We start from the raw sequence: 22,108 nt of genomic DNA on the forward strand, positions 1-22,108 counted from the left end.
TGCCCGCCCCTGATCCCTCACAGCCGGGGGTCCACCGGCTCCGACTCCAGCGCCAGGACGGCGAACACCGCCTCGTGCACCCGCCACAGCGGCTCACCCGCCGCGGTCCGGTCCAGGGCCTCCAGGCCGAGGGCGTACTCGCGCAGCGCGAGCGAGCGCTTGTGGCCGAGCGCCCGGGAGCGCAGACGCGCCAGCTGGTCGGGCCGGGTGTACTCGGGACCGTAGATGATCCGCAGGTACTCCCTGCCCCGGCACTTGATGCCGGGCTGCACCAGCCGGTTGCCGTCCTCGGTGCGCAGCAGCGCCCGCAGCGGCTTGACGACCATGCCCTCTCCGCCGGCCTCCGTCATCTCCAGCCACCAGCGGGTGCCCGCGGCCACCGACTCCTCGTCACCGGTGTCCACCAGCATCCGCCGGGTCTCCCGCAGCAGGCCCGTCGGGTCGCCCGCGACCAGCCGGTCGATCAGCGCGAGCTGTTCGTCGTGCGGCAGCGCGGCCAGGCTGCGGCCCTCGGCGGCCAGGATCTGGAACGGCGCGAGACGCACCCCGTCCAGCCCCTCGGTCGTCCAGCAGTAGCGCCGGTACGCCTCCGTGAAGGCCGCGGCGTCCACGGCGCGCTCGCGCTGCCGGTCCAGCAGCCCGGTCACGTCGCTGCCGCGCGCCGCTGCTGCCTCCAGCGCGGCGAGTGCCTCCGGGAAGGCGGCGCCGGAGGCGGCGCCCACGGCGGCGTACTGCTTGCGCAGCAGGCCCGAGGCCTTCAGCGACCAGGGCAGCAGCTCGGCGTCGAGCAGCAGCCAGTCGGTGCCGAGCTCGTCCCACAGGCCGGCGGCGGTGACGGCGGTCCGCAGCCGGTCGAGCACCGCCTCCGTGACGACCGGGTCGTCGAAGAACGGCCGTCCGGTGCGGGTGTGCAGGGTGCCGGTGACGCCGTCGGCCACCCCGAAGCGGGCACGGGCCGCCTCGGCGTCGCGGCAGACCAGGGCCACCGCGCGGGAGCCCATGTGCTTCTCCTCGCACAGCACCTCGCGCACGCCGTCCTCGCGGTAGGCGGCGAACGCCTCGTGCGGGTGCTCCAGGTACCCCTCGACCTGCGAGGTCGCGCACGGCGACATCGTCGGCGGCAGGTACGCCAGCAGGCGCGGGTCGACGGCGAACCGGCTCATGACCTCCAGCGCGGCCGCCGCGTTCTCCTCGCGGACGGCGACCCGGCCGTGGTGCGCGGTCTCCACGATGCGGCGGCCGGTGACGTCCGCGAGCGCCAGCGGGCGCCCGTCGTGACCGCCGGGGGCCTCGGCGGCCAGCGGCTTGGCCGGCTCGTACCAGACCCGCTCCGCGGGCACGTCGACGATCTCCCGCTCGGGCCAGCGCATGGCGGTCATCCGGCCACCGAACACCGCGCCGGTGTCCAGGCAGATCGTGTTGTTGATCCACGAGGTGTCCGGCACCGGCGTGTGGCCGTAGACGACGGTGGCACGGCCGCGGTAGTCCTCGGCCCACGGATAGCGCACGGGCAGGCCGAACTCGTCGGTCTCGCCGGTGGTGTCGCCGTAGAGGGCGTGCGAGCGCACCCGGCCGGAGGTGCGGCCGTGGTACTTCTCGGGCAGGCCGGCGTGGCAGACCACCAGCTTGCCGCCGTCGAGAACGTAGTGGCTGACCAGTCCGTCGATGAACTCCCGGACCTGCTCCCGGAAGGCGGGGTCCTTCGCGTCCTCCTTCTCCAGCTGCTCGATCGTCTCCGCGAGTCCGTGGGTGTGCTGGACCTTCTTGCCCTTGAGATAGCGGCCGAGCTTGTTCTCGTGGTTGCCCGGCACGCACAGGGCGCTGCCGGAGGCGACCATGCCCATGACGCGGCGCAGCACGCCCGGGCTGTCGGGTCCCCGGTCGACGAGGTCGCCCACGAAGACCGCGGTACGGCCCTCGGGGTGCACGCCGTCGGCGTAGCCCAGCTTGCCGAGCAGGGTCTCCAGCTCGGAGCTGCAGCCGTGGACGTCGCCGATGATGTCGAACGGGCCGGTGAGCTCGCGCTTGTCGTTGAAGCGGCGCTCCAGGACGACCTCGGCCGCGTCGACCTCCTCGACGCCGCGCAGGATGTGCACCTTGCGGAAGCCCTCGCGCTCCAGTTGCCGCAGGGAGCGCCGCAGTTCGCGCTGCTGCCGCTGCACGACGTGCCGCGGCAGGTGGGCGCGGTCGGGTCGCGTGGCGTTGCGCTCGATGCAGACCTGCTCGGGGACGTCCAGGACGATCGCGATGGGCAGGACGTCGTACTCGCGGGCGAGCCGGACCAGTTGGCGGCGGCTCTCCTGCTGGACGCTCGTGGCGTCGACGACGGTGAGCCGGCCGGCGGCCAGCCGCTTGCCCGCGATGTAGTGCAGGACGTCGAAGGCGTCGCCGGTGGCGCTCTGGTCGTTCTCGTCGTCGCTGACCAGGCCGCGGCAGAAGTCGGAGGAGATCACCTCCGTGGGCTTGAAGTGGCGCCGGGCGAAGGTGGACTTGCCCGAGCCGGTGGTGCCGATCAGGACCACAAGGGACAGGTCGGTCACGGGCAGGGTGCGCTTGCCGGTCATGCCACCGCCTCCTTCGCGGTCGTGGTCACGGTCGTGGTCGTGGTCGTGGCCGTGGTGAAAACTGCCATCTGGGTGGGCGGGCCGACCTCGGGGTCGTCCGGCCCGACGGGGACATGGCGGACCTCGTACCCGTGCCGCCGCGCCACCTCGCCGGCCCAGGTGCGGAACTCCTCGCGGGTCCACTCGAAGCGGTGGTCGGCGTGCCGGACGTGTCCGGCCGGCAGCGTCTCCCAGCGCACGTTGTACTCGACGTTCGGCGTGGTCACGACCACCGTCGTGGGCCGTGCCGCGCCGAAGACCGCGTACTCCAGGGCCGGCAGCCGCGGCAGGTCCAAGTGCTCGACGACCTCGCTGAGGACCGCGGCGTCGTACCCCTTGAGCCGGGTGTCGGTGTAGGCGAGCGAGCCCTGCATCAGGCGCACGCGCGCGGCCCGGCGGTCGCCCATGCGGTCCAGGCGCAGCCGCCGAGTCGCCTCGCCGAGCGCCCGCATCGAGACGTCGACACCGACGATCTCGGTGAAGCGCGCGTCCTTCAGCAGCTCGCCGACCAGTTGCCCCTGCCCGCAGCCGAGGTCCAGGACACGGGCGGCGCCTGCGGCACGCAGCGCCGTCAGGATCGCCTCGCGCCGCTGCACGGCCAGCGGAACCGGCTTCTCCTCGGTGTCCACCTCCTCGTCCACGGCGTTGTCCAGTGCCTCGGGCTCGCTGTCGTCGGCCTCGGCCAGCCGGGCCAGCTCCAGCCGGTCCATGGCCTGCCGGGTCAGCGACCAACGCCGGGCGAGGTAGCGGCTGGTGATCAGCCGCTGCTCGGGGTGGCCGGCGAGCCAGCCCTCCCCCATGCGCAGCAGCTTGTCGACCTCGTCGGGCGACACCCAGTAGTGCTTGGCGTCGTCCAGCACCGGCAGCAGCACATACAGATGACGCAGTGCCTCGGCGAGCCGCAGTTCGCCCTCCAGCACCAGCCGTACGTACCGCGAGTCGCCCCAGGCGGGGAACTGCGCGTCCAGCACGACCGGTTCGGCCTCGACCGTCCAGCCCAGCGGCTCGAACAGCCGCCGCACCAGGGCGGCGCCACCGCGCGCCGGAACGGCCGGGATGCCGATCCTCAGCGGCAGCGGGTTCGCCGCGCGCTCGGGACGCGCGTCGCACACGCCCCGGAGCGCGCTGGCGAAGACGGTGCGCAAGGCCACCGCGAGCAGTGACGACGCCGCGTACGGGCGGTCGTTGACGTACTGCGCGAGCGCGGAGTCGGGTGCGCCGCCACGGCCCTTGCCCTTGCCGCGCCGCACCAGCGCCACGGGATCGACTTCCAGAAGCAGTGCCGCCGTGCAGCGTTGCTCGGACGCCTCGGGGTAGAACACATGGGCGTCGCCGTAGGAGGTCGAGAAGACCTGGGTCTTCTCCGGGTGCTTGTGCAGCAGGAAGCCGAGGTCCGTCGCGGGCGCGGCACTGCTGCCGGTGGTCGATATCGTCAGGAACACCGCCCGAGTATCGCTGTGCCACGCCCGCCTCGACCAGCGGTTTTCCGGGGGTCAGCGGCCGAGGGAGGCCGCCAGGGCGGATATCGCGCCGGGACCGACCCGGCAGCACCCGCCGATGAGCCGGGCCCCGGCCTTCTCCCAGTCGCGTATCCGCTCCGGGTCGAAGGACGAACCGCCGCGCCAGGCGCGGTCCGTCGCGTCCCATGCCTCACCGCTGTTGGGGTACACCACGACCGGTGTCCCCGACGCGGCCGCCGTCCCCACCGCCCGGTCCACGTCCGCCGGGGAGCAGCAGTTGACGCCGACACCCATCACGGCCTCGCTGCCGGCGGCGATCCCGAAGGCCTCCTCCAGCGGCTGGCCGGCGCGGGTCGCGTCCCCCTCGACGGTGTAGGTGAGCCACACGGGCACCCCGAGCCCGCCGGCGGCGCGCAGCATCGCCTCGGCCTCGTCGGTGTCCGGCACGGTCTCCAGCGCCAGCACATCGGGCCCGGCCTCGGCCAGGGTCTCGATCCGCGGACGGTGGAATCGCTCCAGTTCCGCGACGCTCATGCCGTAGCGCCCGCGGTACTCACTGCCGTCCGCCAGCATCGCTCCGTACGGGCCGACCGACGCCGCCACCCACACCTCCTCCTCCACCCGGTCCGCCGCGGTCCTGGCGAGTTCGACGCTGCGCCGCAGCAGACCGGTCGCTTCGTCCCGGCCCGTGCCGTGCCGTGCGAAGCCCTCGTAGGTCGCCTGGTAGCTGGAGGTGATGAGCACCCGCGCGCCCGCCCGGACGTAGGCCGTGTGCGCCGCCTCGATCTGCGCCGGGTCGTCGGCGAGCAGCCGGGCGGACCAGAGTTCGCCGGACAGGTCGCAGCCCTGTGCGGCGAGCTGGTTGGACAGGCCGCCGTCGAGGACCACGGCCCCCTCGGCGAGTGCCTGCGCCAAGGGCCTGGTCGGCAGGGACATCGCGGGTGCTCCTTCCTGCTGGTGCGGTGTGCCGGGGCGGTGCCCGGTCAGTCCAGCTGCGACTGGACGCCCGAGGCGATCAGTTCCAGGTGGTCGAGGTCGGACAGGTCGAGAATCTGGAGGTAGAAGCGGCTCGCGCCGAGTTCCGCGTAGCGGTGGATCCTTTCGACGACCTCGGCGGGCGTACCGGCCAGGCCGTTGGCCTTGAGCTCGTCGACCTCGCGGCCGATTGCGGCGGCACGCCGTGCCACCTCGGCATCGTCCTTGCCGACGCACGCCACCAGGGCGTTGGAGTAGACGATGTCGTCCTTGCCTCGGCCGTGCTCCTCGGCCGCCTTCCGCACCCGGGTGAACTGCCGGGCCGTGTCCTCCAGCGATCCGAAGGGCAGATTGAACTCGTCGGCGTAGCGGGCGGCGAGCTGCGGCGTCCGCTCGGCGCCGTGCCCGCCGATGAGGACGGGCACCTTGGTCTGGGCCGGCTTGGGCAGCGCGGGCGAGTCCTTGACCGTGTAGTGCTTGCCGTCGAAGTCGAAGGTCTCCCCGACGGGCGTGGACCACAGGCCGGTGATGACGGCGAGCTGCTCCTCCAGGCGCGCGAACTTCGCCTTCGGGAACGGAATGCCATACGCGGCGTGCTCCTCCGCGTACCACCCGGCCCCGATGCCCAGCTCGACGCGCCCTCCGGACATCTGGTCCACCTGCGCCACCTCGATGGCGAGCACGCCCGGCAGCCGGAAGGTCGCGGCCGTCATCAGCGTGCCGAGCCGGATGCGGGAGGTCTCGCGGGCGAGGCCGGCCAGGGTGATCCAGGCGTCGGTGGGTCCGGGAAGGCCGTCCACCCCGCCCATCTTCAGGTAGTGGTCGGAGCGGAAGAAGGCGTCGAAGCCGAGCTCCTCCGTGGCCTTGGCGACCGTGAGAAGGGTGTCGTAGGTGGCCCCCTGCTGGGGCTCCGTGAAGATTCGAAGATCCATGGTTCCATCCTGCACCCCGTGCCGCGAAAGTGATCGCCGACCGACGGCTCCGGGACCGCACCGGCGCCCCCTGCGAGGTGAATGTCCGCTGATTCCCCATAGGCGAAGGGGAGTTGACGATGTCTGTCGCCTACAACCAGGCATCCGGGTCGCACGTCGCCCCGGATCACGCGCTGTGCCGCCGCGATGACTCGACCGCGCGCAGCAGGGCGCCGACCCGGTCCTTGGACTCGTCGGCGGCGTCGACCGCCTCGATGCACTGCCAGTACTCGGTCTCGGACTCGGCCGTGCACGCGACCGACACCAGGGCCATGCAGAGTTCCGCCAGGAGGAGGCGCAGTTCGCGCAGCGCGTCCGCCGGCTCGCGGACCTCGGTGAGTATCGCGGCCCGCAGCGGACCGGTGCCCGCGCCGGGCGGCCCCGTCGAACCGCAGGCCCGGCCGCTCGCCTCGCACACCCAGAAACCGAGTGTGCGCAGCTCCGGGGGCCCGTGCAGAGCGAGGTGGCTGCCGATCGCCTGTGTCAGCGCCTGGGCCTGCCATGCCTCGGCCATCAGATCGCGCTCCGCCCCGCCGCTCCGCAGCGCGTCCCGCGTCGCCCGGATCAGTCGTACCGCGTCCATGTCGCACCTCCGCCTGAGACCCTGAGACTCCGATTCGTCACTCAGCGTGACGGATCGAGATCCTCGGCGAAAGGGCCCGGTGCGGAACTGTGGACAACATCGCGCCTGTGGAAAACTCGCTCACCCGATCGAGGAAATCCGGCGACCGTCCCCATCCCACGCGCGCCACCGATCGCGGGTGGACGACGGCGGGCGGACAGCGGGACGGCCCGGTCGCCTCAGCCCCCGAGCCCCTCCCCGTCCGGCGGCGGGCTCTCCGACTGCCCGGCGACCGCGGGCCGTTCCGGTTCCCGCGACGCGGCGGCCGGCAGCGGGAAGCGCCCTTCGTTCCTGTCGATCTTCGCCGAGAGCGCGGCCAGGAGATCGACGCCCAGCACCTCGCAGAACTGCAGCAGATACGCGAGAACGTCCGCGGCCTCGTCCCGTACCCGGTGCGCGCTCTCCGGGTCCTCCATCACCCGGGCCGCCTCCTCGGGCGTGAGCCACTGGAAGATCTCCAGCAGCTCGGACGCCTCGACGCTCAGCGCCACGGCCAGGTTCTTCGGCGTGTGGTAGCCCTCCCAGTGCCGGGCTGCCGCGAAGGCGGCGAGGCGGCGCTGCAGGGCGTGCAGATCCTCGGTCACACCGGCAAGGTCTACCGCATCGCGGCGCCGGTGCGCTCCGAGTCCGGCCCCGTTCCCTGGACCGGGACGCGTTCCCGGTCCTCCACCGGGGTCCCGAGGCGCAGCAGCGTGACGCCGTCCGCGCCCTCCGCCACCGTCTCGTCGTGGACCGTTCCCACCAGCCTGATGTGACCGCGCTCGGCCACCTGCCGCGCGAGGTCGAGCAGTTTCCGGGACTGCGCGCGGTCCAGGCCGGTGTCCAGGCCGTCGGCGAGGACGGTCAGCACCTGGACCGCGTCCGGCACCTCGCCGCTGGTGTCGACCTCCAGCACTCCCGGGCCGGTGAGCAGGACCAGGGCCAGGGCCAGGAAGCGCAGCTCCCCGTCACCGAGCCGGTCCACCGGCACCAGCCCGGCCGGCCCCCGGTCGATCGCCGCCAGCACGCTGTCGGTGCCCGGTTCCGGTCGCGTCCCCGGGACCACGGTCAGTCCCTCCACGGGCGGCCTGCACACCTCCCGGAGGGCACCCACCAGCGCGGCGTGCCGGGTGCGGCACTCGCCCTGCGTGCGGCGCAGCACCGCCGACAGGTTGTCGCAGCCGCCGCGCAGCATCCCGTCCGACACCGCGGCGGGAGTCCTCATGCCCTGGGGGCGCGGATCGACGGGGAAGACCCCGCGCAGCGCCAGCACGACCTGCTCCGCCGCCGCCAGAACCAGGCGCTGCCCCTCCGTCGTCCCCGCGACGCGCAGCGGCAGAAGGGAGGTGGCCAGTCGGTCGTCCGGCAGGGGTGCCCGGGTGACCGGGACCAGGCCCGCCGTGTGCCAGGCCGCCTGGACCTGGCGCCGGCCGGGATCACGCAGCGCCGTGGACAGCAGTGTCTCCCCGGCCCCGACCAACCGCTCGCCCACGATGCGCAGTTCGGGCTCGGTCTGCACGGCGACATCGAGCTGCACCGGACCGACCGGGCCCTGCACTGTGCAGCCGATGCGGAATCCGCGCCGGCCCTCGGCGTCCGGCTGGGCGCCGTCCGGCACACAGGCCGCGACTCCTCCGCGCACCCCGTCGAAGACCGCTTCGAGTTCCTCCCCGGCGGCAAGCTGCCCGAGCACGCCCAGCGCCTCCAGCACGCTCGACTTGCCCGATCCGCTCGGCCCGGCGAGCAGGGTGAGGGGGCCGAGGGGGAAGCTCGCGCCGCGGTGCGACTTGAAGGCGGACAGCCGCAACTCGGTCACGGAAGGCCGGTGACTGTTCGTGCTCATGCTCGCGAACGTATCGGTGCCGCGGGGTGGCGAACCGTTACGCCGGGCCACCGGTCCTCCGAAAGTGGGTACCTCTCGCGAGCCCGTCGTTAATGTGGCGTGGTGACCGGATACGTGGCGCTCCTGCGCGGGATCAATGTCGGGCCGACGACCAGACTGCCCATGCAGGATCTGCGGATGCTGCTGGAGGGCATCGGCGGCACGGGGGTGCGCACCCATCTCCAGAGCGGCAACGCGCTGTTCGACCACGACCGCGCCGATCCGGTGGCACTCGCCGACGAACTGGAGAAGGCGATCCGCGGCGAGTTCGGCCGCGACGTGCCGTGTGTGGTGCGCGAGGCGGCCGGATTGCGCACGGTGATCGAACGCAATCCGTTCGACATGACCGGCGTCAACCCGGCGCGCTTCCTCGTCACCTTCCTGTCCGGCCCGGTGGAACCGGACCGCATCGCCGGCCTCGACCCCGCGGACTTCGCCCCGGACGACTTCCGCCCGGGCGAGCGGGAGATCTACGTGCACTGCCCCGACGGTGTGCAGAAGACCCGCCTCTCGCACGCCTTCTGGGAGAAGCGACTGGGCCTGACGGCCACGGCCCGCAACTGGAACACCGTCACCAAGCTGGCCGCGATGGCCGGGGGGTGACCCGGGCGGCGGTGATCAGCCCAGCCCCCAGCTCTGCCCGAGCCGCGCGGCGGCACACAGGTTGACATCGAGCACATAGGGGGCGGCGGTCCCGCACTGGGCCGCGCCGGTACCGGGGTCCACGGGCTGTCCGTGTCCCATGCCGGTGATGCTGTACGTCTCCGCGACCGGGGCACCGGACGGGTCCTTGTACGTGCGGTGCGGGAAGCCGGCGACGGTGTCGCTCGTATCGGCGGTCTGGTCCGCGCCGTGGACGTCCGTCCACTGCCGCACCAGATCGTCCATGTTGACGGGCTTGACCGTGTAGTCGGCCGTTCCCTGGAAGACCGTCAGCCTCGGCCACGGCCCGGTGTACCCGGGGTAGGCGGCGCGTACCCGGTCGCCCCACTGCCGGGGCGTCTGCGTCGCACCGACGTACATGCACACGTACGGCGATCCCGCGGCCTGTGCGCACCCGTAGGGCAGGCCGGCCACGACGCCTCCGGCCGCGTACACGTCCGGGTACGCGGCCATCATGACCGCGGTCATGCCACCGCCCGCGGACAGCCCGGTCACGTAGACACGCGTGGGATCGGCGCCCGTGTCGGCGATCTGACGGGTGGTCATCTGCCGGATGGACGCGGCTTCGCCCTGGCCGCGGGCGATGTCCCCGGGCTGGAACCAGTCGAAGCACTGGCTGATGTTGTTGGCCGTGGTCTGGCCGGGCAGGACGACGGAGAAGCCCCACCGGTCGGCGAGGGCCGTCCACCCGCTCTGCGTCCCGTAGTCGCGGGCGTTCTGCGTGCAGCCGTGCAACGCGACGACGACGGGGCGTCCCTGGGGGAGCCCGGCGGGGACGTACCGGTACATCCTCAGCGCCCCCGGATTGCCGCCGAAGCCGGTCACCTCCTCGATGGCCCCCGCGGCCTTGGCGGCGGTGGTGGGCAGGAAGGCGGCGGCGAGCGCCGCGACCAGGACGAGCAGGACCGCGCGCAGGCGGCCCGTGCGATGTGCTGCTGCGTGAGTGGTCATGGTGTCGGACGGTAAGTGCCCCGCCCCCGGCGCGACATGGGACGGGGCACCACAGCGCGCGGCCCCGGCGTGGTGTCCGGTGCCGCGGTCAGGAACGGTCTCCGCCCGCGGCTCGACGGGGGGCCGCGACCTCCTGGCAGGGACGTCGAGGCCGAAGCGGTGCACGGGCTGGTACACCTTGGTGCCGGCCTGGTGCAGGGCACGCGACGGCGCCAGGGCGGTGAGACCGCGGACCGGGCGGGGCGGGGCGGACGCCGATAGTTTATCGACCGATCCAGAACCGTGGTACGGTGATGCACATGGGACGCAACCGGGAGTTCGACACCGACCAGGCGGTCGATCGCGCGATGGACCTGTTCTGGCGCCGCGGCTATGCCGAGACGTCCCTGCAGGACCTGCTCAAGGAACTGTCGATCGGGAGCGGCAGCCTGTACTCGGCCTTCGGGTCGAAGGAGCAGCTCTACGCCCGGGCCCTGGAGCGCTACTGCGCACTGCAGGCAGGCGGCCTGGCGGAGATCCTGGAGGACGCGACCGAGATCCGGCCCGCGGTGCACAGGGTCCTCACGGACATGGTCGAGGCCGACCTGACGGACCCCGGCCGGGGGTGCCTTGTGGTCAGCGCCGCCACCGAGCGCGGTGACGACCCGGGCACGGTGGACCGCGTCGGGGCTGCCATGCGCATGGTCGAATCGGCCCTGGCAGGCGCCCTGGAGCGGGCGAAGTCACGCGGCGAGCTGTCCCCGGACAAGAATCCGGTGGAACTGGCGCGCTTCCTGACCACCTTCGTCCAGGGCCTCCGCGTCGTCGGCCAGGCGCGACTCGGCCGGACGTTCACGGAGGACGCGGTCGCGACGGCTCTGCGCAGCCTGGACTGACACCCCCCCCACAGGCGCTCACCCCAGCGGCGGCGCTCCCGTCGCGCCGGCGGTCGCCTCTGCGTACCCTAATTGTTTATCAATCAATCCAGAAAAGGAAACGTCATGGAACTGCACCTCAAGGACAAGGTCGCCGTCGTCACCGGGGCCAGCAAGGGCATCGGCCTGGCCATCGTCGAGGCACTGGGCCGCGAAGGAGCCCGCGTCGTCGCCGGCAGCCGCTCCTCCACCCCCGAACTCGACGCGCTGCGCGACACCTACGACATCACGATCGTCCCGGTCGACCTGTCCACCGCCGAGGGCGCCGAGACGCTGGTGCGGCAGGCCGTGGAGCGGCACGAGCGGATCGACATCCTCGTCAACAACGTGGGCGGCGCTGACGCGCGGGCGGGATTCCTGGAGGTGGACGACGCCGAGTGGCACCGGATCTTCGACCTGACCTTCTTCAGCGCGGTGCGCGCGAGCCGCGCGGCACTCCCGCACCTGCTCGCGGCCGAAGGGGCCTCGATCGTCAACATCAGTTCGATCAACGCTCGCCTGCCCTTCCCGATGGTCGTGGACTACTCGGCGGCCAAGGCCGCGCTCACCAGCGTGACCAAGACGCTGTCGGAGGAGTTCGCACCGCGCGGCGTACGCGTGAACGCGGTCTCCCCCGGTCCGGTCCGCACCCCGTTCTGGACGGCCCCGGGCGCCTTCGCCGACGCGACGGCCAGCGCCGCGGGCACCACGGCACAAGAAGCCCTCGACGTCGTCGTGCCGCAGAGCATGGGCATCAGCACGGGCCGGATCACCGAACCGCACGAGGTCGCCGACCTCGTCCTCTTCCTCGCCTCGCCGGTCGCGGCCAACATCACCGGCACCGAGGTCCTCATCGACGGTGGCCAGAACAAGACGATCTGAGCCGCGCCGGGCGAACGCCCCCTGGCCGAGGGCACGATGCGGGGCATCGGCGAGCGGCGCGGGGGGGGGCCGGCGCTGGGGGGGGATCCGTCCCGGCGCCGGCCGAGCGACCCCGTAGGCTGCGCGCGCCAGGAACCACCGCACCGAGGGATCACCGTGAAGCTCTCCGCCGAACTGCTCGATCTGCTGGACCGGCCCAGCACTTGCTACCTCGCGACGACGATGCCCGACGGCTCGCCGCAGCTGACCCAGACCTGGGTCGACACCGACGGCGAGCACGTGCTCGTCAACAGCGTCCAGACGCACGTGAAGACCCGGAACATCCAGCGGGATCCGCGCGTCGCCGTGACGGTCTCGGATCCCGCCACCCCGACGCGCTACGTCCAGATCCGCGGGCGGGTGGTCGAGGTGAGGACCGAGGGCGCGGCGGAGCACATCGAGAAGCTGTCCCACAAGTACCTGGGCGGGCCCTACCCGTGGTTCGGCGGACGCGACCAGGTGCGCGTCCTGTTCGTGATCGCTCCGGAAAGCATCAGCGGCATGGGCTGACCCGGCCACTTCCCGCCGCGTCCACCCGCACCGCACCACACCGCTTCCGCACCGCCGTTGGTTGCACCGCGAACTCGATTTCACTCGTGCGAGAGCACTGCTCTTGACTTCGAGCAATGCACTGCGAGAGCATTGCTCACAGTTCGAAGCATGCCTCACCCGTCACGAATGGGGTTCGTCATGAAACTGCTCTACCGCGGCCCGAACCGGCAGGACCTGCACGACCAGTTCGCCAAGCGCCGCCGGATCGACGCCGACGCGCCGGTCGTGAGCATGTCGGAGATGCGGATCGAGGCACCGCCGGAGCGCGTCTGGCAGATCATCGCCGACCCCTCCGGGTGGTCGTCGGTACTGCCCGGCCGCCGGATCGTGCGGCTCGACAACGGGGTGACCCAGGACGCCGAGTTCGTCTGGGCCATGGGCCGGACCACGATCACGTCCCGTTTCGCCGTGGTCGACGAGGGACGTGAACTGACCTGGACCGGCGTCGCCATGGGCGTCAAGGCGGTGGACCGCCAAGTGCTCACGGCGACGCCGGACGGCGGGACCGTCCTGCGCGTGGAGGAGTCGATGGCGGCCCCGCTGGTCCGCCTCCTGTTCAGCCCCGGCAAACTCCGCGCCCAGCACGAGATATGGATGACCGCGGTCAAGGCCGCCGCGGAGCGCGGAGTCGGCGCCGGGGCGGACACTCAGCCGAAGGGGTAGCCGATCTGCTCGATGTCCTTGGCGAGATCGGCCGGGTCCACGTCAGGATTGAGCGCGGCGATCACCTCCGCGGTCAGCGGGCGGAGGGCAAGGACATGCCGGACGGCCTCCAGGTCGACAGGGGTCTCGTAACGGTCCTCCGCGAACTCCCGGCAGGCCTCCACCGAGCGGTCGGCCATCAGAGCGAAGAGACAGCCCGCACCGTCCGGGTCGTCGGTCCCGTCCTCGGGGAACTCGATCACTCCCGCCCGCCAGGCGGCATCCTGGGGCTGCCTCCACAGACAGACGGTCACCACCGGCATACCGTCCTCGTCCGAGAACGCCGGCTCCTCGACGTACGGACGGAAGACCTCGGGCACCTCGTCGAGGACGCCAGGCCACGGGCCGTCCGCCGCATAGGGACTCATCTGCGATTCGTGGGCGAACCCGCAGACATAGGCACCCGCCGGCGAGAAGACGATCGCGTACTCGTTGCCCGAGCCGTCGCGCATCGAGGCCATCTCCTCGGTCCCGGACCACCGGGAGTCGTAGGAGTGGTACCGGCCGGCCCACTCGGGACTGAGGATCGCATCCAGCATGGCCAACGCGCGGCAGTGGTCGCGGAGTACGGGGATGCCGGGCAGGCGCCGGGCGATGTCGTGAACGGTCATGCCCACATCCAAGAGCATGCCGTCGAACGACCCGCACCCGCCCAGGCGAATCCGGAGGCCGCCCCTCCCCGAAGCCGGGCACCACCGTCCAGCTGTGACGCGGAGTGACGGAGTCCGTTCATTCCAGCGACTGGAGCGACATCTATCGAGGAGCAAGTCGTTTCACTTGACTCTCTCCAGAAGAGGAGTACTGTCCTAATTAGAGCTTTTTATCCACCTTTCTCGAGCTGGTGTTGATCATGGGCGCTGCACTGCTGCCCTCCAAGACGCCTTGTTCCGGCAGCGCCGGAACGCCCTCCGCCGCCGCGGGATCCTGGGCTCTTCCGTGGTCCAGTCAGGCCTGCCACCACGCACGCGAAGCGGTTCGCGGAGCGCTGCGCCAGTGGGGCCTGGACAATGTGGTGGACACCGCCGAACTGCTGGTCAGCGAGCTGGTCGGCAACGCGCTGCGGCACGCCCGCGCACCGCTGGCTCTCAACTGCGTACTTCTGGGGGACACCATCTGCTGCGCCGTGATCGACGGAAGTCCGGACCTGCCCCGGGTCGTGGGGGCGGATTCCGACGACGAGAGCGGGCGCGGGCTGACGCTGGTCGAACTTCTCGCCACGCGCTGGGGCTCGGACACCAACCGGACGGGCAAAGCCGTGTGGTTCGAGCTGCACTGCGGTCCCGGCACGTCCCCGACGCACACGGAGCACACCCTGTGACCACCGTCGAACCCATGGCCGCCGCCACCGCCCGGCTGCGGGCGGCCGGGCTGCGGGTGACGGCGCAGCGCATCGCGCTGCTCATGGCGGTGGACGAGTCACCGGGCCACCCCGACGCCGAGACGCTGCGTCACGTGGCCCTGCGTGTCACGGGGGGCCTGTCCCTGCAGGCCACCTACAACGTCCTGCGCGCCCTCACGGACGCCGGGCTGGTCCGCTGCACCATGATCCCCGGCCAGCCGGGCCGCTACGAGACCGAGCGCGGCGACAACCACCACCACTTCGTCTGCCGCTCCTGCGGCAGCATCCGCAACGTCAAGTGCGCCGTGGGCCGTGCGCCGTGCCTGGACCCCGAGATCCCGGGCACCTACGAGATCGAGGAAGCCGCCGTGACCTTCTGGGGCCGCTGCCCGGACTGCGCCGTCACGGGGGACTGACGGCGGACTGACGGCGAACGCGGACGGAGGGCCCGCCCCCAGGGCAGGCCCTCCGACGTGGCGGCCGTCAGGCCGGCCGCCACATCCGCGTCAGGCGGCGGTACGCCGGCTGTGCCGGACCGTGAACCAGGTCCCGGTGGCACCGGCGGCCAGCAGGGCTCCGACGGCCAGGCCCACCGGCAGGGCCGGGAACGCCGGGGCGTCGGTGGTCGCGGCGGTGGTCCGCATGGCCGGTCCCGGCGTGATGCTCGTGGCGACGGGCGCCACGTGCCGGATCGGGCCGTAGGACTTGACCGAGCCGTCCGCGTTCAGCACCAGCTGCTTGTTGTTCGGGTGCCGGAAGTCGAACATGCCCGCCAGCGAGCCGGCCGTGGCGTCGAAGGAGTGGTCCCCGACCCGGCCGGTGTGCCAGTTGTCCTCGACGAAACGGATGATCGAGGACTGGTCCGTCAGCGTGTGGTCGACCTTGTTGACCTTGCTGTACGGGGAGACCACCAGGAGCGGCTGGCGGGTGCCGGGGCCGCAGCGGTCCGCGTAGCCACCGGCGGCCTTGGGGCCGGCCTGGCAGGCGGGGCTGTCGGTGGTCTTGCCGTTGGAGCCGACCGTGGTGTCCTTCGAGCCGTTGCGCGGCTTGACGAAGGTGTGGTCGTACCAGCCGTCGGAGTCGTCGTACGCGACGACGACAGCGGTGGAGCTCCACTGCGGCGACTGCTGCACGGCGTTGATCTGCTGGACGAGGAAGTGCTGCTCGTCGATCGGGTCGGAGTAGGCGCCGTGGCCGTCCTGGTACTCGGGCGCCTTGACGAAGCTGACGGCGGGCAGCTTGCCCGCCTTGAGGGCCGCGTCGAAGTCGGTCAGGTCGTAGTTGTGGTTGGCCTGGCCGTTGTGCCCGATCTCGTCGACGTTGCGGGGCGGGAGGTGGTGCGGGTTGGACGTCGACTTGTAGTACTCGAACGGCGAGTGGTGCGGGCTGTAGTCCACGGCCGCGGCGCCGCCGATGTTGGCGTGCGTGGTGTCGCACTTGGCGTAGTCGCCCTGCTTGCCGTCCCACGGCGTGGAGGGCCGGAAGCCGCCCTGGAACCAGCCCCAGCTGACGTTCTTGGCGTTGAGCACGTCGCCGATGTTGCGGCCCTGCATCGCGCCGAGCGCGTTGGTGCTGGTGTGGTCCTTGTCGGAGCAGTCGTCGTACGCCGGGTCCGGGTCGTTGATGACCGTGCCGACGCCCTTGGAGTTCGGGGAGAGCACGGTGTAGGCGTCCGGCGTGGACGTCTGCTTCGGGTGCTCGGTGCCCGAGGCCGGGTCGACGGAGACGACACCGTGCGTCTGACCCGCGATCAGGTTGAGGGCGCCGGGGGTGGACGGACCGTAGACCGAGCTGAAGGAGCGGTCGCCCAGGGTGTAGTGCTGGGCGTAGTTCCACAGCGCGGTGACGGTGTTGCCGTCGTAGTAGTCCATCACCAGGCCCGGCTCGCCGAAGAGGCCGCCGCTGCAGGTGTCGACATTGGTGTTCTGCACGAACTGGTCGGCCTTGCCGCCGTTGTAGGCGTACTGCTCAGGCCCGTAGTTGTGGTTCTGGTCGCAGGTCAGCGCCTGCGAGGAGGCCAGCCGCTGGGGCGCGTACTGGTTGGGGTTCTTCTTCAGCAGCCCGGCGTGCGCGAGGGTGTCGATGTCGCGCGGGGTGTCCTTGGCCGCCGTGAACTTGGTGCCGTCGGTGTTGGCGGCCGTCGGGTAGGTACCGAAGTAGTGGTCGAACGAGACGTTCTCGTCGAACAGGACGACCACGTGCTTGATGGGCGTGGCCGTCGAGGGGGCGGGGTGGTGCCAGTTGGGCGTCGCGGCGTAGGTGGCCGCGCTGCCGCCGAGAACGGTGAGGGCGGCGGCGCCCGCAAGCGCCCCCAGGCTCCGCATCGCCGCTCGTCTCTTCCTGCTGATCATGTTCTGTCACGCTCCGCAGAGGATCGTTGCCTTGGCGTACGTTCTGGGATGCTCCGCCCGTGGAGCGGCGTGATGTCGGAGCGTTGGTGGCGGCGGGATGAACAGGCGGTCAGGGAAGCCGGGCCAAAACTTGACCATCAGTTGACCCGGGGTACGTACGGCCCTCGCATGGTGTATTGCGGGCGCTCTAGCCGAGCAGGGCGCGCCCGTACCAGTCGTCCGCGTCCTTCACACCGGGCAGTGCGAAGAAGTAGCCGCCGCCGAAGGGCTTGATGTAGTCGACGAGCGGTTCGCCCGCCAGGCGGTGCTGGACGGTCTCGAACTGGCGGGCCAGGTCCTGCTGGTAGCTGCAGAAGAGCAGGCCCATGTCGAGATTGCCGTTGGCGTCCGCGCCCCGGTCGTAGTTGTACGGGCGCCGCAGGATGCGCTGGTCCGCGGTGTCCGCACTGCGCGGGTTGGCGAGCCGGATGTGACTGTCCAGGGGGATGACGTCGCCCTTGGGGTCGTCGGCGTAACGGGGCGTGTCCCGCTCGTGGTTGCCGTCCAGGGGCGCTCCGGACTCGCGGGCCCGGCCGAACATCCGCTCCTGCTCCGGGAGCGAGACCCGGTCCCAGAACTCCACGAGCATCCGGATCAGCCGGACCACCTGGTAGCTGCCGCCGACCCCCCAGTCCGGTTCGCCGGCGCCCTGGCCGACCCACACCAGGCGGTCCATCTCACGGGCGTCGGAGGAGTCCGGGTTGGCGGTGCCGTCCCTGAAGCCCAGAAGGTTGCGCGGGGTGCCGGCAGGACGCGGCGGGCTGCTGAACCCGTCCATCCGCCAGCGGACCTGCATGCCGCCGCGGGTGTGCCGGGCGATGTCGCGCAGCGCGTGCAGCACGGTGTCCGTGTCGTCCGCGTGCAGTTGCAGGCTGAGGTCGCCGTGGCACCACTCGGGCAGCAGGTCGTCGTCGGGGAAGGCGGGCATCGCGGTCAGCCGGCGGGGCCTGCGGTCGGCGAGGCCGAACCGGCCGTCGAAGAGGGAACCGCCGACGCCCACGGTCACCGCGAGCGCGCCGCCGGGGACCCGCTCCCCGAGCAGCCCGGAGTCGGCGGGCGGTCCGGTGATGCCGACCGGCCGCGGTGTACCGCCGGAGGTCAGCGCCCGGGCGCGGTCGGTCAGGGTGCGCAGCAGGTCGGTCAGTTCGGCGCGGGTGCCCGCGGTCACGTCGAGCGCGGTGAACGCGGTGACCCGGCGCGCGGTCGCGATCACCGACTGCTGGTGCCGGCCGTGGAACGGGGCGACGGGCGGTGCGGCCGCCTCGCCGTCGTCCGCCGCACCGGCGAGGGGCGGCGCCGCGCCGCCGGCGGCGAGCCCGGCGCCGGCAAGTGCCGCGCCCCGCAGGAAACCGCGCCGTCCGACTCCTCCGGCTCCCGGCCGATCCACGGAGCTCACACCGTCCTCCGCGGTTCGCACAAGGTGGCCACCGAGGCCAGCCGTTCCACCAGTTCGTCGAGGGCGGCGTCCACCTTCTCGCGCTGGGCCCGGGTCAGCCGGGTCAGCGGGATCCACTCGCCGTCCGGGGCGAGCCCGTCCAGGGTGTCCTGCGCCGCGTCCAGTTCGTGGTCCAGCTGCGGCAGTTCCTGGTACCGGGTCGCCAGCAGGGGGCGCAGCCGGGACAGGACCTCGCGGGTGCCGTCGAGGTTGGCGCGGGCGGTGGCCAGATTGCTGCCGCTGCCGTAGTCGGTGCGTCCGGTCAGCTCGAACTGCACGGTGTTCTCCAGGATCTCGTGTGCCCGCAGGCCCAGTTGGGCCGGGTCCATGCGGGCCTGCGACCAGCTGTCGCGCAGCGCGGTGACGGCCGCCACGAGGGCAGTCGCGGGGGCGCGCAGACTGCCTGCGGACCTGCCGTGCCACAGCCCGTACTCGATGCGGTGGAAGCCGGTGAAGGACGGGTCGGCCACGCCGCCGGGCAGGCCCGCGTCCGTCCCGTTGATCTGCCCGTCCGCGTCGCCGAAGGCGTCGTACGCGGCGCCGAGCCGCTCGTACTCCAGGTGCGCCGGCAGCCAGGCCTTGCGTGCCCCGGCGAGATCACCGCGGTCGACGGCGTCGCGCAGATCCCCGGTGAGCCGCACTACGCGGTCCAGCCCTCCGGCGACCCACTTCTGGTAGGCGATCGACGGCGGGATCAGGTCCTGTCGGCTGACCGGGGCGGCGGCGGGCCCGCCCTGTCCCGACGTGATGCGGACGGTGGGCCCGGTGATCGCGTCGCCGTCGTCGGGCACGCACTGGAAGGCGTACGCGCCCTTGCCGATGTCTGCGGTCAGCGAACGGGTCGTGCCGGGGCCGATGTCCTCGACCTCGCCGTACACGGCCTTGCTCGCCGCGTCCTCCAGGTAGACCTCGGTGGCCACGTCGGAGGAGTTGTGCAGGTCGAAGACCTGCAGGCCGGGCCGTGCGTCGTCCCAGCCGGTGCCGCAGGCACCGCGGGAGACCTGGACGGTGGTGTGCGGTGGTCCGGCCGCGGCCGCCCGCGCGGCAGGAGGTGAGTCCTGCCACAGGACGACGGCGGCGAAGACGGCCAGCACCACCACGATGCCGGTGGCGCCCCACAGACGGGGTGAGCGCGGTCCCGGGCCGGACAAGGGCATTCCGGGCCTCCCCCGGTGTCGTACGGTGCGTTGATCACCTCATGCTAGGCAGCGGAATCAGGTCAAAACGCTTCCCTGAGAAATCGATGACCAAGAGTTCCCTCCTGGTTCACCCGCCCCCGCCCGCGAACGCGCGAAGGCCGCCGCCCCGAGAGGGACGACGGCCTCGGCCGGACCGGAAAGGTCAGAGGGAGCCACCGGGCTTGAGCGCGGTGGCGATGCGGGTCACACGGGCACCCAGGTAGTGGGCGGCGTCCAGACGGGCGGTGTCGGGAAGGTCGGCACCGTTGTTGGAGGGGTGCGAGGGGCCGTAGGGGTTGCCACCGGCCGCGAAGAGCAGCGGGTCGGTGTAGCCGGGGGACGCGATGAGTCCACCCCAGTGGTAGAAGGTGTTGTTGATCGCGAGGATGGTGCTCTCCTGGCCGCCGTGGGCGTTGGCCGCGGAGGTGAAGGAGGCGTAGACCTTGTTCGCCAGCTTGCCCTGGGCCCACAGCGGACCGGTCTGGTCGATGAACTGCTTGAGCTGCGCGGCCGGGAGGCCGAAGCGGGTCGGCGAGCCGAAGAGCACGGCGTCGGCCCACTCGAGGTCGTCGTTCGTGGCCTCGGGGATGTCCTGCGAGGCGCGGTGGTTCTCCGCCCACACGGGGTTGCTGTTGATCGCGGCCTCGGGCGCGAGTTCCGCCACGCGGCGCACCCGGACCTCAGCCCCCTCCTTCTGCGCGCCTTCGGCGATCGCCTGCGCCAGGCTCCGCACCGAGCCGGTGGCCGAGTAGAAAATGATCGAGACGCGTGTCACGTGTTTCGCTCCTTGCTGTGCCGGATCTTGCGGGCAGGGCGCCGCCCTGCACATGGTTGAACATTAAACGACACTGCCCCTGTCCGCCAGTCCGGCCGCAGTGGCGCGCGTCTCATTCCGGCCCGGACTTCCGACCGCGGCACGAAGCCCGCCGACTTCAGGCGCCAGGCAGAGCCGTGCGGAACTGACGGAGCGTCAGGCGGTCGCCGCGGCCTCGGCGATCTGCTCCGCGCTCGGCGCGATCCTGGGCGAGGCGAGGGTCACCACCACATTGACCACGGCGAAGGCGGCAGCGACGAGCAGGCCGCGGTGGAACCCCTCGACCAAGGCCTGCTGCTGAGCCATGCCGTCCGCGAGCGCGGCCTGGGCGCGCGAGACGGACAGGGTCGTCGCGAGGGCCAGTCCCAGCGCGCCGCCGACCTGGTAGAAGGCGGTGACAACACCCGAGGCCGCGCCGGCCTCATGGTGTTCGACGTCCACGACGGCCGCGATCTGCGCGGGGACACCGACGGCGATGACACCGGCCCCGAACAGGATCAGGCCCGGCAGCAGATGCGAGGCGTATCCGCTGTCCGCGCCCGTCCCGGCGAGGAGCAGCAGGCTCAGCGAGCTCAGCGCGGCGCCGCACAACTGGACGGTACGCGTCCCGAATCGGTGCACCAACGGCGGCGTGACGACGGCGACGAGGATGGCGGCGGCACCCATCGGCAGGATCTCCATGCCGGTCCTCAGCGCCGAGGCTCCGCGGACCTGCTGGAGGTAGATCGCGGTCAGGAAGAACATCGCCAGGAAGGACGCGCCGTTGAGGGCCAGGGCACCGCTCGACGAGCTGAGGGCCCGGGAGCGGAACAGCCGCAAGGGCACGAGGGGGGCCGCGGAACGGGCCTCGACCGCGACGAAGGCGACCAGCAGGACCACTCCCGCCACGAGGCAGCCGACAACCTCCGCCGATCCCCAGCCCACCGGCTCGGCCCGCACCACGCCGTAGACGACGGCCAGCAGTCCCGCGGTGCTCAGCACCGAGCCGAGGAGGTCGAAGCCGTGACCCGTCCTGCGGGCGACGGCGCGGATGATCAGCGGGGTGGCCGCGATCAGGGCCACGACGACGGGGACGTTGACGAAGAAGACCCAGCGCCAGCTGAGCGAGTCGACGAGCAGGCCGCCGGCCACCACCCCCAGCGTGCCGCCGAGGCCCGCCAGTCCGCCCCATACACCCATGGCGATGTTGCGCTGCCTGCCGTGCGCGAAGGTGACGGTCAGGATCGACAGGGCCGCCGGGGACATCAGCGCTCCGCCCAGGCCCTGCACGGCCCGGGCGGCGATGAGCGCGCCCGGGCTGCCGGCGAGGCCGGCGACGAGCGAGGTGACGCCGAAGAGGGCGAGGCCGGCGAGGAAGACCCGCCGGGATCCCAGCAGGTCGGCGGCGCGGCCGCCGAGCAACAGGAACCCGCCGAACACCAGGGTGTACGCGCTGATGACCCACTGCAGGCCGTCGGCGGTGAAGTCGAGATCCGTCTGGATACGGGGCAGTGCGACGTTCACGATCGTCACGTCGAGCACCACGATGAATTGTGCGAGGGCCAACACCGTCAGGGTCGCCCAAGGGCTGCGCCGCATGGAATTCCTCATCAGAACAGAGAGCTGGTGCGGAGAAGTTGACGCGTCGTCGAATGCCGCGCGCCGGACCGGAACGCGTCGGGGCGATTCCGGAAGAATGAGGTTTACAGCGTAAGCATAGGCATGAGATTACAGCGTAAACAAGCCCGTCCCCACATCAGCCCCTCGCACATGTACGCTGTAAACCCGGTCGGTCAGGG

Annotated in this window: 21 protein-coding genes; 7 read left to right on the plus strand and 14 right to left on the minus strand. The window is 71.7% G+C overall.

Annotated elements, in window-relative coordinates:
• Positions 1 to 17 precede the first annotated feature (17 nt).
• The 7 genes from ABZ883_RS13555 to ABZ883_RS13585 all read right to left on the minus strand — a co-directional run bounded on the left by ABZ883_RS13555 (position 18) and on the right by ABZ883_RS13585 (position 8,453).
• Complete coding sequence (locus ABZ883_RS13555) at positions 18 to 2,564, minus strand: polynucleotide kinase-phosphatase (protein ID WP_360905769.1); 2,547 nt, start codon at positions 2,562 to 2,564, stop codon at positions 18 to 20.
• Positions 2,561 to 4,045 (minus strand): 3' terminal RNA ribose 2'-O-methyltransferase Hen1, encoded by a 1,485-nt coding sequence (locus ABZ883_RS13560; RefSeq protein WP_360905770.1) that lies wholly within the window; start codon positions 4,043 to 4,045, stop codon positions 2,561 to 2,563. The genes ABZ883_RS13555 and ABZ883_RS13560 overlap by 4 nt, the downstream gene beginning before the upstream one ends.
• Before the next feature lie 51 nt (positions 4,046 to 4,096).
• Positions 4,097 to 4,999, minus strand: coding sequence for a homocysteine S-methyltransferase (mmuM, locus tag ABZ883_RS13565; RefSeq protein ID WP_360905771.1), 903 nt, complete (start codon positions 4,997 to 4,999; stop codon positions 4,097 to 4,099).
• 47 nt (positions 5,000 to 5,046) lie between these two features.
• Positions 5,047 to 5,970, minus strand: a complete 924-nt coding sequence (locus ABZ883_RS13570; RefSeq protein WP_360905772.1) for an LLM class F420-dependent oxidoreductase — start codon at positions 5,968 to 5,970, stop codon at positions 5,047 to 5,049.
• A 166-nt stretch (positions 5,971 to 6,136) separates the two neighbouring features.
• The gene (locus tag ABZ883_RS13575; protein ID WP_360905773.1) at positions 6,137 to 6,592 is read right to left on the minus strand and encodes a DUF6099 family protein; all 456 of its coding nucleotides are present in this window, start codon (positions 6,590 to 6,592) and stop codon (positions 6,137 to 6,139) included.
• Positions 6,593 to 6,810: 218 nt separating this feature from the next.
• Positions 6,811 to 7,215, minus strand: coding sequence for a nucleotide pyrophosphohydrolase (locus ABZ883_RS13580; protein ID WP_360905774.1), 405 nt, complete (start codon positions 7,213 to 7,215; stop codon positions 6,811 to 6,813).
• Positions 7,216 to 7,226: 11 nt separating this feature from the next.
• The gene (locus tag ABZ883_RS13585; protein ID WP_360905775.1) at positions 7,227 to 8,453 is read right to left on the minus strand and encodes an AAA family ATPase; all 1,227 of its coding nucleotides are present in this window, start codon (positions 8,451 to 8,453) and stop codon (positions 7,227 to 7,229) included.
• A gap of 102 nt (positions 8,454 to 8,555) precedes the next feature.
• Here ABZ883_RS13585 and ABZ883_RS13590 point away from each other — a divergent pair, with 102 nt between their 5' ends.
• A complete protein-coding gene (locus ABZ883_RS13590; RefSeq protein WP_360905776.1) occupies positions 8,556 to 9,095 on the plus strand; it encodes a DUF1697 domain-containing protein in 540 nt (179 codons plus the stop codon).
• A gap of 15 nt (positions 9,096 to 9,110) precedes the next feature.
• Here ABZ883_RS13590 and ABZ883_RS13595 read toward each other — a convergent pair whose 3' ends face one another.
• Positions 9,111 to 10,106 (minus strand): PHB depolymerase family esterase, encoded by a 996-nt coding sequence (locus ABZ883_RS13595; RefSeq protein ID WP_360905777.1) that lies wholly within the window; start codon positions 10,104 to 10,106, stop codon positions 9,111 to 9,113.
• Between the two features lie 299 nt (positions 10,107 to 10,405).
• Here ABZ883_RS13595 and ABZ883_RS13600 point away from each other — a divergent pair, with 299 nt between their 5' ends.
• The 4 genes from ABZ883_RS13600 to ABZ883_RS13615 all read left to right on the plus strand — a co-directional run bounded on the left by ABZ883_RS13600 (position 10,406) and on the right by ABZ883_RS13615 (position 13,135).
• A complete protein-coding gene (locus ABZ883_RS13600) occupies positions 10,406 to 10,981 on the plus strand; it encodes a TetR/AcrR family transcriptional regulator (RefSeq protein WP_360905778.1) in 576 nt (191 codons plus the stop codon).
• A 105-nt stretch (positions 10,982 to 11,086) separates the two neighbouring features.
• Positions 11,087 to 11,881, plus strand: a complete 795-nt coding sequence (locus ABZ883_RS13605) for an oxidoreductase (RefSeq protein ID WP_360905779.1) — start codon at positions 11,087 to 11,089, stop codon at positions 11,879 to 11,881.
• A 156-nt stretch (positions 11,882 to 12,037) separates the two neighbouring features.
• Positions 12,038 to 12,430, plus strand: a complete 393-nt coding sequence (locus ABZ883_RS13610; protein ID WP_360905780.1) for a PPOX class F420-dependent oxidoreductase — start codon at positions 12,038 to 12,040, stop codon at positions 12,428 to 12,430.
• A 180-nt stretch (positions 12,431 to 12,610) separates the two neighbouring features.
• Positions 12,611 to 13,135: an SRPBCC family protein gene (locus tag ABZ883_RS13615; protein WP_360905781.1), complete on the plus strand. Its 525-nt coding sequence runs from the start codon at positions 12,611 to 12,613 to the stop codon at positions 13,133 to 13,135.
• Here the strand turns inward: ABZ883_RS13615 and ABZ883_RS13620 are convergent.
• The gene (locus ABZ883_RS13620; RefSeq protein WP_360905782.1) at positions 13,120 to 13,785 is read right to left on the minus strand and encodes a hypothetical protein; all 666 of its coding nucleotides are present in this window, start codon (positions 13,783 to 13,785) and stop codon (positions 13,120 to 13,122) included. The genes ABZ883_RS13615 and ABZ883_RS13620 overlap by 16 nt on opposite strands.
• A gap of 239 nt (positions 13,786 to 14,024) precedes the next feature.
• Here ABZ883_RS13620 and ABZ883_RS13625 point away from each other — a divergent pair, with 239 nt between their 5' ends.
• Both ABZ883_RS13625 and ABZ883_RS13630 read left to right on the plus strand, forming a co-directional pair.
• On the plus strand, positions 14,025 to 14,492 hold the full coding sequence (locus ABZ883_RS13625) for an ATP-binding protein (protein ID WP_360905783.1): 468 nt from the start codon (positions 14,025 to 14,027) through the stop codon (positions 14,490 to 14,492).
• On the plus strand, positions 14,489 to 14,929 hold the full coding sequence (locus ABZ883_RS13630; RefSeq protein WP_360905784.1) for a Fur family transcriptional regulator: 441 nt from the start codon (positions 14,489 to 14,491) through the stop codon (positions 14,927 to 14,929). Before ABZ883_RS13625 ends, ABZ883_RS13630 begins: the two co-directional genes overlap by 4 nt.
• Positions 14,930 to 15,019: 90 nt before the next feature.
• Here ABZ883_RS13630 and ABZ883_RS13635 read toward each other — a convergent pair whose 3' ends face one another.
• The 5 genes from ABZ883_RS13635 to ABZ883_RS13655 form a co-directional block, all read right to left on the minus strand.
• Positions 15,020 to 16,864, minus strand: coding sequence for an alkaline phosphatase family protein (locus tag ABZ883_RS13635; protein ID WP_360905785.1), 1,845 nt, complete (start codon positions 16,862 to 16,864; stop codon positions 15,020 to 15,022).
• Between the two features lie 187 nt (positions 16,865 to 17,051).
• A complete protein-coding gene (efeB, locus tag ABZ883_RS13640) occupies positions 17,052 to 18,299 on the minus strand; it encodes an iron uptake transporter deferrochelatase/peroxidase subunit (RefSeq protein ID WP_360905786.1) in 1,248 nt (415 codons plus the stop codon).
• Entirely contained in the window at positions 18,296 to 19,495 is a 1,200-nt protein-coding gene (locus tag ABZ883_RS13645) for an EfeM/EfeO family lipoprotein (protein ID WP_360905787.1), read from the minus strand. The genes efeB and ABZ883_RS13645 overlap by 4 nt, the downstream gene beginning before the upstream one ends.
• Before the next feature lie 184 nt (positions 19,496 to 19,679).
• Positions 19,680 to 20,291: an NAD(P)H:quinone oxidoreductase gene (gene wrbA, locus ABZ883_RS13650; RefSeq protein ID WP_360905788.1), complete on the minus strand. Its 612-nt coding sequence runs from the start codon at positions 20,289 to 20,291 to the stop codon at positions 19,680 to 19,682.
• 195 nt (positions 20,292 to 20,486) lie between these two features.
• Positions 20,487 to 21,875 (minus strand): MFS transporter, encoded by a 1,389-nt coding sequence (locus tag ABZ883_RS13655; protein WP_360905789.1) that lies wholly within the window; start codon positions 21,873 to 21,875, stop codon positions 20,487 to 20,489.
• Between the last annotated feature and the right edge of the window lie 233 nt (positions 21,876 to 22,108).

The sequence above is a fragment of the Streptomyces sp. NPDC046977 genome (assembly GCF_040644455.1).
Classification (GTDB): Bacteria; Actinomycetota; Actinomycetes; order Streptomycetales; family Streptomycetaceae; genus Actinacidiphila.